Annotated in this window: 12 protein-coding genes and 2 pseudogenes; 7 read left to right on the top strand and 7 right to left on the bottom strand. The window is 53.5% G+C overall.

The window, feature by feature from the left end; translation table 11 throughout:
- Positions 1–31: 31 nt before the first annotated feature.
- On the top strand, positions 32–853 hold the full coding sequence (locus tag GRPL_RS11270) for a hypothetical protein (protein WP_032699454.1): 822 nt from the start codon (positions 32–34) through the stop codon (positions 851–853).
- A gap of 247 nt (positions 854–1,100) precedes the next feature.
- Positions 1,101–1,310 (top strand): annotated as a pseudogene (locus GRPL_RS27565) (integrase core domain-containing protein); the annotation flags it as partial.
- Positions 1,311–1,579: 269 nt separating this feature from the next.
- On the opposite strand, the pseudogene GRPL_RS0125730 reads toward GRPL_RS27565, so the two are convergent.
- From GRPL_RS0125730 to pth, 3 genes and pseudogenes are all read right to left on the bottom strand, one after another.
- Positions 1,580–2,770, bottom strand: a pseudogene (locus GRPL_RS0125730) (tyrosine-type recombinase/integrase).
- Between the two features lie 214 nt (positions 2,771–2,984).
- The gene (ychF, locus tag GRPL_RS11265) at positions 2,985–4,079 is read right to left on the bottom strand and encodes a redox-regulated ATPase YchF (protein ID WP_032697407.1); all 1,095 of its coding nucleotides are present in this window, start codon (positions 4,077–4,079) and stop codon (positions 2,985–2,987) included.
- 117 nt (positions 4,080–4,196) lie between these two features.
- Entirely contained in the window at positions 4,197–4,781 is a 585-nt protein-coding gene (gene pth, locus GRPL_RS11260) for an aminoacyl-tRNA hydrolase (RefSeq protein WP_032687094.1), read from the bottom strand.
- 272 nt (positions 4,782–5,053) lie between these two features.
- Between pth and ychH the strand changes: the two genes are divergently transcribed.
- Entirely contained in the window at positions 5,054–5,329 is a 276-nt protein-coding gene (gene ychH / locus GRPL_RS11255) for a stress-induced protein YchH (RefSeq protein ID WP_032687095.1), read from the top strand.
- Positions 5,330–5,533: 204 nt separating this feature from the next.
- Entirely contained in the window at positions 5,534–5,776 is a 243-nt protein-coding gene (locus GRPL_RS28580; protein WP_410482203.1) for a response regulator, read from the top strand.
- Here the strand turns inward: GRPL_RS28580 and dauA are convergent, their stop codons facing one another.
- The 4 genes from dauA to lolB form a co-directional block, all read right to left on the bottom strand.
- Positions 5,777–7,456, bottom strand: a complete 1,680-nt coding sequence (gene dauA / locus GRPL_RS11250; RefSeq protein ID WP_071999974.1) for a C4-dicarboxylic acid transporter DauA — start codon at positions 7,454–7,456, stop codon at positions 5,777–5,779. It abuts the gene before it with no gap.
- Between the two features lie 124 nt (positions 7,457–7,580).
- Positions 7,581–8,528: a ribose-phosphate diphosphokinase gene (gene prs, locus GRPL_RS11245; RefSeq protein ID WP_004863536.1), complete on the bottom strand. Its 948-nt coding sequence runs from the start codon at positions 8,526–8,528 to the stop codon at positions 7,581–7,583.
- Positions 8,529–8,706: 178 nt separating this feature from the next.
- Positions 8,707–9,558: a 4-(cytidine 5'-diphospho)-2-C-methyl-D-erythritol kinase gene (ispE, locus tag GRPL_RS11240; RefSeq protein ID WP_162180087.1), complete on the bottom strand. Its 852-nt coding sequence runs from the start codon at positions 9,556–9,558 to the stop codon at positions 8,707–8,709.
- The gene (lolB, locus tag GRPL_RS11235; protein WP_032687099.1) at positions 9,558–10,169 is read right to left on the bottom strand and encodes a lipoprotein insertase outer membrane protein LolB; all 612 of its coding nucleotides are present in this window, start codon (positions 10,167–10,169) and stop codon (positions 9,558–9,560) included. Before lolB ends, ispE begins: the two co-directional genes overlap by 1 nt.
- Positions 10,170–10,442: 273 nt before the next feature.
- Here lolB and hemA point away from each other — a divergent pair, with 273 nt between their 5' ends.
- The 3 genes from hemA to GRPL_RS11220 all read left to right on the top strand — a co-directional run.
- Positions 10,443–11,699, top strand: a complete 1,257-nt coding sequence (gene hemA / locus GRPL_RS11230) for a glutamyl-tRNA reductase (RefSeq protein WP_032699456.1) — start codon at positions 10,443–10,445, stop codon at positions 11,697–11,699.
- A 41-nt stretch (positions 11,700–11,740) separates the two neighbouring features.
- The gene (gene prfA / locus GRPL_RS11225; RefSeq protein ID WP_004863527.1) at positions 11,741–12,823 is read left to right on the top strand and encodes a peptide chain release factor 1; all 1,083 of its coding nucleotides are present in this window, start codon (positions 11,741–11,743) and stop codon (positions 12,821–12,823) included.
- A partial coding sequence (locus tag GRPL_RS11220; protein ID WP_032699458.1) for a HemK/PrmC family methyltransferase occupies positions 12,823–13,227 on the top strand: 405 nt, incomplete at its 3' end. The genes prfA and GRPL_RS11220, both read left to right, overlap by 1 nt.

The raw sequence follows: 13,227 nt of genomic DNA on the forward strand, positions 1-13,227 counted from the left end.
TGAAAATTAAAATAGTCACTATGGGTGTGTTATGTTTTTAAAAAAGAATGAAGAAATGATTTCTCAACTAAGCAAATTAACCATGATGGGGAAAAACCCTGTTGAGAAAAAGCCTATACATGTTTTGGCTAATATTTTCGATGTAGATCCTGATACGGAAATATATAAGATAATGCAGTTTAAATATTTCAGTGGCGACTTAAGAAATGATTATTTAACGCATATGTTTCCTTCCAAAGAAACGTGGGGTGATCCTTATGAAAACCTCTTATTAAATCAGGAGTTTAAAGATTCTTTAACTGGAGAGGCTTTATATTTAACCGGGATTGTCGATGATTTATATGCAACGTGCTGGACATTGGAAAAAAACGAGAGCATAGATCATTGGAGTAATTTTTCCAGAAACAACCCAGCAGTAAGAATTAAAAGTACTCCAAGAAAATTATTATCTTCATTAATGAATACAAATGATGTTTTTTTCTCACTTCATCATTATATAGGCAAGGTCCTATATGAGGAAGTCACCGATCTTTGCAATTTCTTTAGCGATCCTGATTGGCAAAAACATCTAGATAGTCAGGGGCAAGGCGCAGCATTATCATTAATGCGTCTACAGGAAGATCTATCTTACGAGCAAGAAGTTAGGTTGGTATATCAATACGATAACACTAATAATCAATGGGTTGATAAGAATGTCATTCTCCAGGCTGGATATTCTTGTAAAGTACCAATAGATTGGCAAACTGTAATAGACGAAATAGTCTATTCAAAAAATGTTGATTTTAATCATCTCTCAACTTTGTTGAGCAGTAAAAAAATCTATTGTCCAGTTTATAAAAGCTCAATTTTCTGATGTAATAGTAATTGATCAAATAAAACAACTGGTATTCGCTGTATTTCTAAATAAATACAGCGAATTACGGTAGACAACAAATTGATTCTTATATCTTGGGTAATTGAATTTACTGCATATCATTCAAATTACGGCCCTCTTTATTCCTTTTTGAACCGTGGCCAAGACCAATTTCGCATAACAGCAAATAAGTGCCATGAGAACTCCGAACGCCAGTGACTATGACATCTGTCGCATTTCCGTGAAAATTGGGTGTATTAACAGCCGCTTTCGCGATGAGTGTCTGAATGAACACTGGTTCAGCGATATTCTTCATTCCCGGAAAACGATTAATGACTGGCAACAGGATTGTAACGAGTGCCGTCCGCATTAATTGCTGGATTACCCGACTCCAACTGAATTTGCAACGGACTGGCCAAACGGGAAATATGAAGAAAAACCAACCGACATTACTAACTGTAGGTTGTATCTAATCCTGGGGGCAGGTCACTCCGCAGAAGTTTGTAGCATTTACATGCTGTACATAGAAAGTGTTTGGAAGGGCATGCAGTTGAAAAGTAGTCTGCAGGGCTTGTAAATATCTGGCTACACGTGATCAAAAAACCGAAACGTTGGGCATCTAGTATTCAATGTTTACATCTACTATGGATTAAATTGTAGGGTTGAATTAAATATCAATAAATATCTATGTTAATCAACAATAAAACATCAGAGCATTATCGTTTACTAAACATCCGCACTGCTGCGAGTGCTGCTTACCCATCCATCAAGCAAATCAGCCCATTCCTGCATCATCACTTTACGCTCATCAAGATAAGTCGCATGGTTGTATGTGCGACGAACATTGTTGGTATCAGCGTGCGCAAGTTGGGCCTCAATAGCATCAGGTCGATAGCCCATTTCGTTTAAACGCGTACTTCCTGTAGTTCGGGTAGCATGGGGACTATAAATGCCACTCCATCCGAGGCTTTTAAGTAGCTGGCGCAGCGAGTGCGATGTCATTGGCCCTAGCGGATTATCTCTGCCCGGGAAAAGGTGCTGCCGATGCCCGGTTAACCCCTGTAGTGTTATGAGCATTTTGACAGCTTGGAAAGGTAGAGGAATAACGTGTTCTCTGCGGGCTTTCATTCGCGCTGCCGGAATGGTCCATAGGGCGTTATCAAGATCGAATTCTGTCCATTCTGCTTCGGTGGCTTCTGCAGGACGCGCCAATGTCCACCACATAAGCCACATGCAATAATTAACCTGATACGAGCCACGACTATTGTCAAAACAGCTTAGTAACTTTCCGATTTGCTGAGGATTTAGTGCCTGTTTGTGCTGTGTCTTATTAGCCGGAAGGGCCTTGCGCACAGGCCATACAGGATCGCTATCTGCTCTAAGTGTCGCTACTGCCATCTCGAAAACAGATGAAATGGTTCGACGGGCTTCAGCGGCAACTGTCGGAGCGCCGCGCTTAGCCGTTTCCTGAAGAATTTTAAGAATGTGATGTGGAGTGATCTCTCTGACTGGGAGCTTACCGATTGCGGGAAAAACCACACGTTCAAGCATATCCAGTCGCCGCGATTTGGTGATTTCGGCCCAGTCTTTCATCTGCAATCACTCTTTGGCGATCAGCTCAAAGGTGTTAGAAGCGTCATTGACCTTGCGGATCTTATCTAACTGGCGAGCCTGTGTCGGGCTAACTCCATCTGCGACTTGCTTACGCGCTTGCTCGCATTTCTCGCGGGCTTCGGCAAGTTTGACCGTCGGGTACTCACCCAGCGCAAACATACTGGATTTACCATTGAGTTTAAACCGATAGCGCCATGCCTTTTTGCCGTTGGGTTTCACTTCGAGGTAGAGACCATTGAAGTCATTGAGTCGATAGAGTTTTTCTTTCGGCTTAGCAGTGCGGCATTGCGTATCAGTGAGCATAACGAGTCCTTGTCTATTTCTTATACCGCTATTGTACTCACCTAAAATGAAGATGAAAACTGATTGTACTCATGTCTGTACTCATTTTTGACTGCGCTGTTATGAGATGAGTTGAGACATTATGAAAAGAAAAACCCACGCAAGTGCGTGGATTTTATGGGGTATTCCAGTCTTCATGCGATTTACCGAGATCGCTTAAGACAACAGAAGCGAATTAGACGTTGAACAGGAAGTTCATAACGTCGCCATCTTTAACGATGTAGTCTTTCCCTTCAGCGCGCATCTTACCGGCTTCTTTTGCCCCTTGCTCACCTTTGTAAGCGATAAAGTCTTCATAGGCGATGGTCTGGGCGCGGATAAAGCCTTTTTCGAAGTCGGTGTGGATTTTGCCTGCCGCCTGCGGAGCGGTCGCGCCAACAGGGATAGTCCACGCGCGAACTTCTTTGACGCCAGCGGTAAAGTAGGTCTGCAGGTTCAGCAGTTCGTAACCGGCACGGATCACGCGGTTCAGGCCCGGCTCTTCAAGACCCAGCTCGGCCATGAACTCATCGCGGTCGGCATCGTCCAGTTCAGCGATATCAGACTCGACAGCAGCGCACACGGCGACCACTACGGAGCCTTCAGCTGCGGCGATCTCGCGAACTTTATCGAGGTAGGGGTTATTCTCAAAACCGTCTTCGTTCACGTTAGCGATGTACATGGTCGGCTTCAGCGTCAGGAAGCTCAGGTATTTGATGGCGGCCTTGTCTTCTTCGGTCAGGTTTTTCAGCGCGCGCAGCATGCCGGCATTTTCCAGCTGCGGCAGGCATTTTTCCAGCGCCGCCAGCTCAGCTTTCGCGTCTTTATCGCCGCCTTTCGCTTTCTTCTGTACGCGGTGAATCGCTCGTTCGCAGGTATCGAGGTCGGAAAGCGCTAGCTCGGTGTTGATCACATCGATGTCGTCTGCCGGATCCACTTTGTTATTCACGTGGATGATGTTGTCGTTCTCGAAGCAGCGCACCACGTGACCGATAGCTTCGGTTTCACGGATGTTGGTCAGGAACTGGTTACCCAGACCTTCGCCTTTGGACGCGCCTTTCACCAGGCCCGCGATGTCGACGAATTCCATGGTGGTCGGCAGAATGCGCTGTGGTTTGACGATTTCAGCCAGCTTGTCCAGACGCGGATCGGGCATCGGCACGACACCGGTGTTCGGCTCAATGGTACAGAAGGGGAAGTTGGCCGCTTCAATACCCGCTTTGGTGAGCGCATTGAACAGGGTGGATTTGCCGACGTTGGGCAAACCGACGATACCGCATTTGAATCCCATGATTTAAATCACCTTAATCTTTGGATAATCAACCTGTTACAATGAACAGATTGCAGAAAAGTAAATAGCTTTGGCTATTATACACCGTGCGCGGCAAAAATTCCGCACGTCGACCGGTTATTGCGCTTTAAAAGCGTGTAAACGGTTGGTCGCTTTGGTGAGACCTTCTTTCAGCCACACCTCGGTGCAACGCGCCGCTTCGTCAACGGCTTCATCAATCAGTTTCTGTTCGCTCGTCGGAGGTTTACCCAGCACAAAGCCGACAACCTTGTTTTTATCGCCCGGATGGCCAATTCCGACACGTAAGCGATGAAAGTTGGGGTTATTACCGAGCTTGCTGATGATATCTTTCAGACCGTTGTGGCCGCCGTGGCCGCCACCGAGCTTAAATTTTGCCACCCCGGGCGGCAGATCCAGCTCATCGTGCGCCACCAGAATCTCATCCGGATTAATGCGGTAGAAGGTGGCGATCGCCGCCACGGCTTTGCCGCTGAGATTCATAAAGGTGGTCGGGACCAACAGGCGGACATCTTCGCCGGCAAGGTTAATCCGCGAGGTGTAACCGAAGAATTTGCTCTCTTCGCGCAGCGGGGCGCGATGGCGGTCAGCCAGTAAATCTACGTACCAGGCACCAGCATTGTGCCGGGTCGCCGCGTATTCTGCGCCGGGGTTTGCCAGGCCGACAATCAGTTTTATCGTCACTTTTCTATCCTGCTTGGGTCGTTCTCTGGCGCGTAGTGTACTGTTTGCCGAGGCGGTTGACAAAATTCTGCCGCCTCAACGGCGGGGAAAGAGATAATTACCCTTATGAACCATTAGAATTTGATGTTGTTCAGTAAGTTATTTGTAAGTTTTTGTTGATTTGATATTAACTAATGTGATCGCCGACGCAATCAACCTTATCCCCATTGTCTATACTATACCTATAAGTTTTGGGGATATTCCCAGGTAACCCAAGGTTCCGGAGGTGACATATGAAACGCAGAAACGCTTCGTTACTCGGTAATGTACTGATGGGTTTAGGATTGGTCGTCATGGTTGTTGGCGTTGGTTACTCTATTTTAAACCAGCTTCCGCAGCTTGACCTGCCGCAGTTCTTCGCTCATGGCGCGATTTTAAGTATTTTTGTCGGCGCCGTTCTCTGGCTCGCAGGAGCGCGCGTTGGCGGGCATGAACAGGTTTGCGACAAATACTGGTGGGTCCGCCATTACGATAAACGCTGCCGCCGCGATCAGCACCGCCATAGCTAAGCCAGTTCACCGCGCCGGCCGTCTCACGGCGGGTGCGCTTGCATAACGTATTCATTTGCAGCCAGCTGCCTTCCCGGTAGCTGGCTGTTTTACTTTCGCGTCGCCTCTTTTCTTCGGCTCAACGCGTTTGCGGCCCGGGCTGCACCTCCACCATACAATACCTTCTCTTTAACACTTAACCCTGACGAAACGTCAGGCGGCGGAGTGGCGCTATGGTCGAACAACAGGCGCAGTGATGTTAATCAGGTAGGTGAACCGGCGAGACGTGCCGGAATGACCGTCCGCACGCTACCTGACTATGAACAAACTGAGCAAAAATGCCGCTTTGCGATGGAGCGCGAACCGCACCTGATGAAAGGGACCTGGATGATGCCGGAGACGTCTGGCTGGCTCCGGCAGGCAACTGGCGTGATGATGACGCAGGCGCATGCGCCCGCGTCACGATAGTTAAATGTCTGCCAGAGCGGCAGCACGGTCGGGATAGAAACTCAGGCGCCCCGGAATCGGCTGAACGCCCGCCCGTGCCAGCGTGCGCAGCGGCTGAAACTCGAGATTAGAGACGCGCAGTTCACAGCCTTCCGGCAGTTTGTTGACGAAGCGCTGGAAGGCATCCAGCCCGCCGGCATCCAGTACCGGCACCGCATCCCATTTCAGAACCACGATCCGCTTCCCTGCAATCCGCGTTTCCAGATCGTTAAACAGCCCTTCGGCAGCGGCAAAGAAGAGGGGGCCGATAACCCGCAGGACCAGCACATCGTCGGGCACATCAACGTTAACCGGCGCCAGATGGGTCATGCGCGCAATGCGGCGCATGAACAGCAGCGAGGCCAGTACGATACCGACGCTGATAGCGATGACCATATCAAACAGTACGGTCAGCGACATGCACATCAGCATCACCACGATGTCGTCCTTCGGCGCGTAGCGCAGCAAATTCACCACCTTGTGCGCCTCGCTCATATTCCACGCCACCATCAGCAGCAGCGCCGCCATCGCAGACAGCGGAAGCCAGGAGAGCAGCGGCGCCAGCACCAGCAGCGCCATAATGACCAGCAGCGCATGGATAACGGCGGACACCGGCGATGTTGCGCCGGCGCGGACGTTAGCCGCTGAACGGGCAATGGCGGCGGTGGCGGTAATCCCGCCAAAGAAAGGGGCGATGATATTGCCGAGACCCTGACCTATCAGTTCGCTGTTGGCTTTGTGCTTAGTGCCGGTCATCCCGTCGAGCACCACCGCACACAGCAGTGATTCAATCGCGCCGAGCATCGCCATCGAGAAGGCCGCCGGCAGCAGCGCCTGCAGTGACGCCCAGCTGAGCGTAAAGTCGGAGCCTGGCATATCCCACGGCAGCACCAGCTGCGGCAGCAGCTGCGGGATCCCGTTACCCTGGCTACCGTCAGCCAGAATATAGTGGAACTGAGAGCCGATGGTCGCGACGTGGCCGCCCATAAGATTGACTATCGCCATCACCGCACAGCCTGCCAGCAGCGCAGGCAGGTGGCCGGGCAGGCGGATCCCCAGACGCGGCCAAAGGATCAGCGTGCCAAGGGTGACTACGCCAATCGCCGCATCGCCGGGATTGGCCGTCGGCAGCGCCATGACCAGGGCGGAGACCTTCTGCAGATAGTGCTCGGGAACGTGCGCCATCTGCAGACCAAGAAAATCTTTTATCTGCATGGTACCGATAGTGATACCAATACCGGAGGTAAACCCGAGGGTAACGGACAGCGGGATATATTCAATTAAGCGGCCAAAGCGGGCGAGGCCGAAAAGAATTAAAAAGACCCCGGACATCAACGTCGCCACCAGCAGTCCGGCCAGGCCAAACTGCTGTGACACCGGATAGAGGATGACCACAAAGGCGGCGGTTGGCCCGGATACGCTAAAGCGCGAGCCGCCGGTCAGGGCGATAATAATCCCGGCGACGGCGGCAGTATAAAGTCCATACTGCGGCGCGACACCGCTGCCAATAGCCAACGCCATTGCCAGAGGAATAGCAATAATCCCGACCGTGATCCCGGCGATCAGATCGCGGGTGAAACGGGACAGCGTGTATTTTTCTTTCCAGCAAGCATCGATGAGGGCGCGGAAAGGCATCACATGTGAGGAAAATAATCTGTTCACAATAATGTTTCATCCATGGGCGCATCATCTGTCAACTAAATGGCAGGTGAAGGAGGCATTAGTCATACAAATTGGATTCAGAGACAAAAAAACCCGCCGCAGCGGGTTTTTTGGCCGGGCTCGATTAGTGTTCGAACATAGCAGAGATAGATTCTTCGTTGCTGATACGACGAATCGCTTCTGCCAGCATGCCAGACAGCGTCAGCGTACGCACTTTTTCCAGCGCTTTGATTTCCGGCGCCAGCGGAATAGTATCGCAGACGACGAATTCATCAATCACAGAGTTTTTAATGTTCTGGATAGCATTGCCGGAGAAGATCGGGTGAGTGGCGTAGGCAAATACGCGTTTCGCACCACGTTCTTTCAGCGCTTCAGCTGCTTTACACAGCGTGCCGCCGGTATCGATCATATCGTCAACCATAACGCAGTCGCGGCCGGCAACGTCACCGATGATGTGCATCACCTGAGAAACGTTAGCGCGCGGACGGCGTTTGTCGATGATAGCCATATCGGTATCGTTCAGCAGTTTGGCGATAGCGCGCGCACGCACCACGCCACCGATGTCCGGAGAAACCACGATCGGGTTATCCAGGTTCAGCTGCAGCATATCTTCCAGCAGAATAGGGCTGCCGAATACGTTATCAACCGGAACGTCGAAGAAGCCCTGGATCTGTTCTGCATGCAGGTCAACGGTCAGTACGCGGTCAACGCCAACGCTGGACAGGAAATCGGCAACCACTTTCGCGGTAATCGGCACACGCGCAGAACGCACACGACGGTCCTGACGAGCATAGCCGAAATAAGGGATAACAGCGGTGATACGACCCGCCGAAGCGCGACGCAGAGCATCAACCATAACAACCAGTTCCATCAGGTTGTCGTTGGTGGGAGCACAAGTGGACTGGATGATGAAAATATCACCACCGCGTACGTTTTCATTGATTTGTACGCTGACTTCGCCGTCGCTAAAACGACCTACAGCGGCGTCGCCAAGAGAAGTGTACAGGCGGTTGGCAATACGTTGTGCTAGTTCCGGGGTGGCGTTACCAGCAAAAAGCTTCATATCAGGCACGAGAAGAACCTCAGGCATGCGTCCAGTGGTGGATGAAAAGCGCCAGAAACCGTGCGGGCGGCACTCTTCTATCCAGGCGGTGTATTTAAAGAGAACGATGCAACGTCTGGAACAGGGTGACGTTGTCACCGTTACTCAATTTGCCCGGCGTACTAAGGTAATTCGTGCAAAAGCAGAACTACCTGGGTAGGGCTAGCTTGAGCGGGGAGATATTAACTCCTCGCGCTACAAAGCCTTGTAGCCATTCCGGGGCTTGCTCCAGCACCTGACGAGCGGCAGATTCGGTGTCAAATTCAGCAAAGACACAGGCTCCTGTGCCAGTCAGGCGCGACGGCGCATATTCTAACAGCCAGGAAAGCGCCGCATCAACCTCGCGAAAACGTTTTCTTGCGATAACCTCGCAATCATTGCGAAATTCACATTTTAGTAACGTACTTATTGACCTGACCAGGGTATTTCGTGGTAGCTCGGGGTCACGGAAAATGATCGGCGTCGGAATACTGACCCCAGGATGAGCGACCAGGTACCACTTTTCTGGCGGTTCGACCGGCGTCAGAATCTCGCCAATGCCTTCGGCAAAGGCGGCGTGGCCGCGCACGAATACCGGCACATCGGCGCCAAGACTCAGCCCCAGCGTCGCCAGCTCCTCTTCCGACAAGCCACAGCCCCACAGATGATTCAGCGCCACCAGCACCGTCGCGGCGTTGGATGAACCGCCGCCCAGACCGCCGCCCATTGGCAGGCGTTTGTCGATGCTGATATCGGCGCCGCTACCGGCGGGAAGCTGTCCGGATGCCGTCGCCGCCTGCATCAGCAGCCTTGCGGCGCGAATAATCAGATTCTCTTCATCGGGTACGCCGGCAACCGGCGTCAGCAGGCGCAGCACACCGTCATGACGCGGTTCGATAGTTAAGGTGTCGCCATAATCAAGGAACTGAAACAACGTCTGCAGGGTGTGATAACCATCGGCGCGCTGTCCAGTGATGTACAAAAACAGGTTCAGCTTTGCAGGAGAGGGCCAGCGGGTCATCATTTCACAATCCAGTTATCCATTTTCAGCTTGATACGCTGACTGCCGTTGTTCAGCTCCATGTTGGCCGGCAGCGATGGCTGAGTATCGCTGGTATAGCCGCCGTAGGTGACATGCCAGGTTTTGCCGTTCTGCGTATAGTTCAGTTCGCTCAGGCGGTATTTATCGTCCAGCGAGTAGTCGGTGGCGTCGCCCGGCAGGCCGACGATCCACTGGCGCAGGCTGTTTAGCGGAATCGGCATTCCGGTCAGGCGGCCAATCATCTCTTCGGCATCGGTCGCCGTATAGGTCTGGCCCTTGTTATCGATCAGCGTCACGCTGCCCGGCTGGGCGGTCAGCGACAGTTCGGTGCTGCCTAACGGGTTGGTCAGCAGCAGGCGATAGCGATCCTGGCCGGTTTGCTGCCAGAAGAAGCGAGCGTATACTTTTTGTTCATCAGAGAGGTAAGCGAAGGCGCCGCGGGTCTGGTATTGGCTCAGATTGCGGACATCCTGCTGGTGCTGACGCCACTGAGGAGAGTCAGGGCTTTTGCCAGGGCCTTTCGGGGCGTTGAGTGTACAGGCGGTCAGGACCAGGCTTGCCAGCGGTAACAGGCGGAGCAGTCGATTCATAATGATGACAAATCCTTGATGTCTACAGTGAAATCCGGCGACGGGTCGGTACGCACACGATTTGTGTAGCGGGTTACAATTATAACCCTTAATGCTAGCGTTGCCCGGCGATAGCGTCTACGTTCAAATTGTCTGAAATCAAAAAATTACCGTTAATGGCTTTTAAGCCCGATGCCTATTACTCCAAAAGGGGAGCGTCTCTTTTATTGATTCCGCGCATCCTGTATGATGCGCTCAGACTAACCTTAGCAACGCTGGTACTACTCCCTCACAATGACCCTTTTAGCTCTTGGCATTAATCACAAAACAGCCCCGGTCGCGCTGCGAGAACGCGTAACGTTTTCGCCGGACACGCTCGATAAGGCGCTGGAGAGCTTGCTGGCTCAGCCAATGGTGCAGGGCGGTGTGGTGCTGTCGACCTGTAACCGTACGGAGCTGTATCTCAGCGTTGAGGAACAGGATAATCTGCAGGAAGCGCTCATCCGCTGGCTGTGTGATTACCACCATCTTAATGAAGAAGACCTGCGTAAAAGTCTGTACTGGCATCAGGATAATGATGCGGTCAGCCATCTGATGCGCGTCGCCAGCGGTCTTGATTCGCTGGTGCTTGGCGAACCACAGATTCTGGGACAGGTGAAAAAAGCCTTCGCCGATTCCAGCCGCGGTCACCTCAACGTCAGCGAACTGGAGCGGATGTTCCAGAAGTCGTTCTCGGTGGCAAAACGCGTGCGCACCGAAACCGATATCGGCGCCAGCGCGGTCTCCGTGGCTTTCGCCGCCTGTACGCTGGCGCGACAAATCTTCGAATCCCTTGCAAGCGTGACGGTGCTGCTGGTCGGTGCCGGGGAAACCATCGAACTGGTGGCGCGTCATCTGCGTGAACACAACGTGCGCAATATGGTGATTGCTAACCGTACCCGCGAGCGTGCGCAGGCTCTGGCCGAGGAAGTCGGTGCGGAGGTTATCGCCCTGAGCGATATCGACGAGCGACTAAAAGAGGCCGACATCATCATCAGTTCGACCGCCAGCCCGCTGCCGATTATCGGCAAGGGGATGGTGGAGCGTGCGCTGAAGGCGCGGCGTAATCAGCCGATGCTGCTGGTTGATATCGCGGTGCCTCGCGATGTCGAACCCGAAGTGGGTAAGCTGGCGAACGCCTATCTGTACAGCGTAGACGATCTGCAAAACATCATTCAGCATAACCTGGCGCAGCGTAAAGCCGCGGCGGTACAAGCGGAAACGATCGTCGAGCAGGAAACCAGCGAATTTATGGCCTGGCTGCGAGCCCAGAGCGCCAGCGAGACTATCCGCGAATATCGTTCCCAGTCCGAGCAGGTCCGTGAGGAGCTGACGGCGAAAGCGCTGGCTGCGCTGGAGCAGGGCGGCGATGCGCAGGAAATCATGCAGGATCTGGCGCGCAAGCTGACCAATCGCCTGATCCACGCACCAACCAAATCTCTTCAGCAGGCAGCCCGTGACGGGGATGATGAACGCCTGCATATTCTGCGCAACAGCCTCGGGCTGGAATAGCGCACATTTCTCTTTTTTCAGGACAGGGTGAATTCACGCCTATGAAGCCTTCTATTGTTGCCAAACTGGAAGCTCTGTACGAACGCCATGAGGAAGTTCAGGCGCTGCTGGGTGATGCTGCGACCATCGCCGATCAGGATCGATTCCGCGCGCTGTCGCGGGAATATGCGCAGCTGAGCGACGTGGCGCGCTGCTATACCGAATGGCGCCAGGTGCAGGACGATATCGAAACTGCGCAGATGATGCTCGACGATGCGGAAATGCGCGAAATGGCGCAGGAAGAACTGCGCGACGCGAAAGCGAAAAGCGAAGAGATGGAGCAACAGCTGCAGGTGCTGCTGCTGCCGAAGGATCCGGATGATGAACGCAACGCCTTTGTCGAAGTCCGCGCCGGTACCGGCGGTGATGAAGCGGCGCTGTTTGCCGGCGATCTGTTCCGGATGTACAGCCGTTACGCCGAATCCCGCCGCTGGCGCGTGGAGATCATGAGCGCCAACGAAGGCGAACATGGCGGTTATAAAGAGGTGATTGCCAAAATCAGCGGCGATGGCGTGTATGGCCGTCTGAAATTTGAGTCCGGCGGTCATCGCGTACAGCGCGTGCCGGCCACCGAATCCCAGGGCCGTATTCACACCTCCGCCTGTACCGTGGCGGTGATGCCGGAGCTGCCGGAAGCCGAAATGCCGGATATTAACCCCGGCGATTTGCGGATTGATACTTTCCGCTCCTCCGGGGCCGGCGGTCAGCACGTTAACACCACCGATTCGGCGATCCGTATTACCCACTTACCGACCGGGATAGTGGTGGAGTGCCAGGACGAACGTTCGCAGCACAAAAACAAAGCCAAAGCGCTGTCGGTACTCGGTGCGCGTATTCGCGCCGCGGAAATCGCTAAGCGTCAGCAGGCGGAAGCCTCAACCCGGCGTAACCTGCTGGGCAGCGGCGATCGCAGCGATCGTAACCGCACCTATAACTTCCCGCAGGGCCGCGTGACCGACCACCGTATCAACCTGACCCTCTATCGTCTGGACGAAGCGATGGAAGGGAAACTGGATATGCTGATTGAGCCGATTGTGCAGGAATATCAGGCCGATCAGCTGGCCGCGCTTTCCGAGCAGGAATGATGACCTTTCAACAGTGGCTGGCGCAGGCGATTGCCCGACTGAGCGCGAGTGAAAGCCCGCGACGCGACGCCGAGATCCTGTTAGGGCACGTGACCGGCCGGGCGCGGACCTGGCTTCTCGCCTTCGGTGAAACGGTGCTGACCGGGGAACAGCAGGCGCAGCTGGAGACGCTGCTGAGCCGCCGCCAGCGCGGCGAGCCGATAGCCCACCTGGTGGGCGAGCGTGAGTTCTGGTCGTTGCCGCTGCTGGTTTCCCCCGCAACGCTTATTCCGCGCCCGGATACCGAATGCCTCGTCGAGCAGGCGCTGGCGCGGCTGCCGGCTACGCCGTGCCGGATTCTGGATTTAGGTACCGGCACCGGCGCGATCGCCCTGGCGTTAGCCAGTGAACGCCCGGACTGTCAG

The sequence above is a fragment of the Klebsiella planticola ATCC 33531 genome, assembly GCF_000735435.1.
GTDB classification, from domain to species: Bacteria; Pseudomonadota; Gammaproteobacteria; order Enterobacterales; family Enterobacteriaceae; genus Klebsiella; species Klebsiella planticola.

What these genes read in the sequence shown, in the direction of transcription:
- ispE (WP_162180087.1), bottom strand. Translation starts at nt 9,558, where the DNA reads ATGACCCGCTGGCCCTCTCCTGCAAAGCTGAACCTGTTTTTGTACATC.
- prfA (WP_004863527.1), top strand. Translation starts at nt 11,741, where the DNA reads ATGAAGCCTTCTATTGTTGCCAAACTGGAAGCTCTGTACGAACGCCAT.
- ychF (WP_032697407.1), bottom strand. Translation starts at nt 4,079, where the DNA reads ATGGGATTCAAATGCGGTATCGTCGGTTTGCCCAACGTCGGCAAATCC.
- hemA (WP_032699456.1), top strand. Translation starts at nt 10,443, where the DNA reads ATGACCCTTTTAGCTCTTGGCATTAATCACAAAACAGCCCCGGTCGCG.
- GRPL_RS11270 (WP_032699454.1), top strand. Translation starts at nt 32, where the DNA reads ATGTTTTTAAAAAAGAATGAAGAAATGATTTCTCAACTAAGCAAATTA.
- ychH (WP_032687095.1), top strand. Translation starts at nt 5,054, where the DNA reads ATGAAACGCAGAAACGCTTCGTTACTCGGTAATGTACTGATGGGTTTA.
- lolB (WP_032687099.1), bottom strand. Translation starts at nt 10,169, where the DNA reads ATGAATCGACTGCTCCGCCTGTTACCGCTGGCAAGCCTGGTCCTGACC.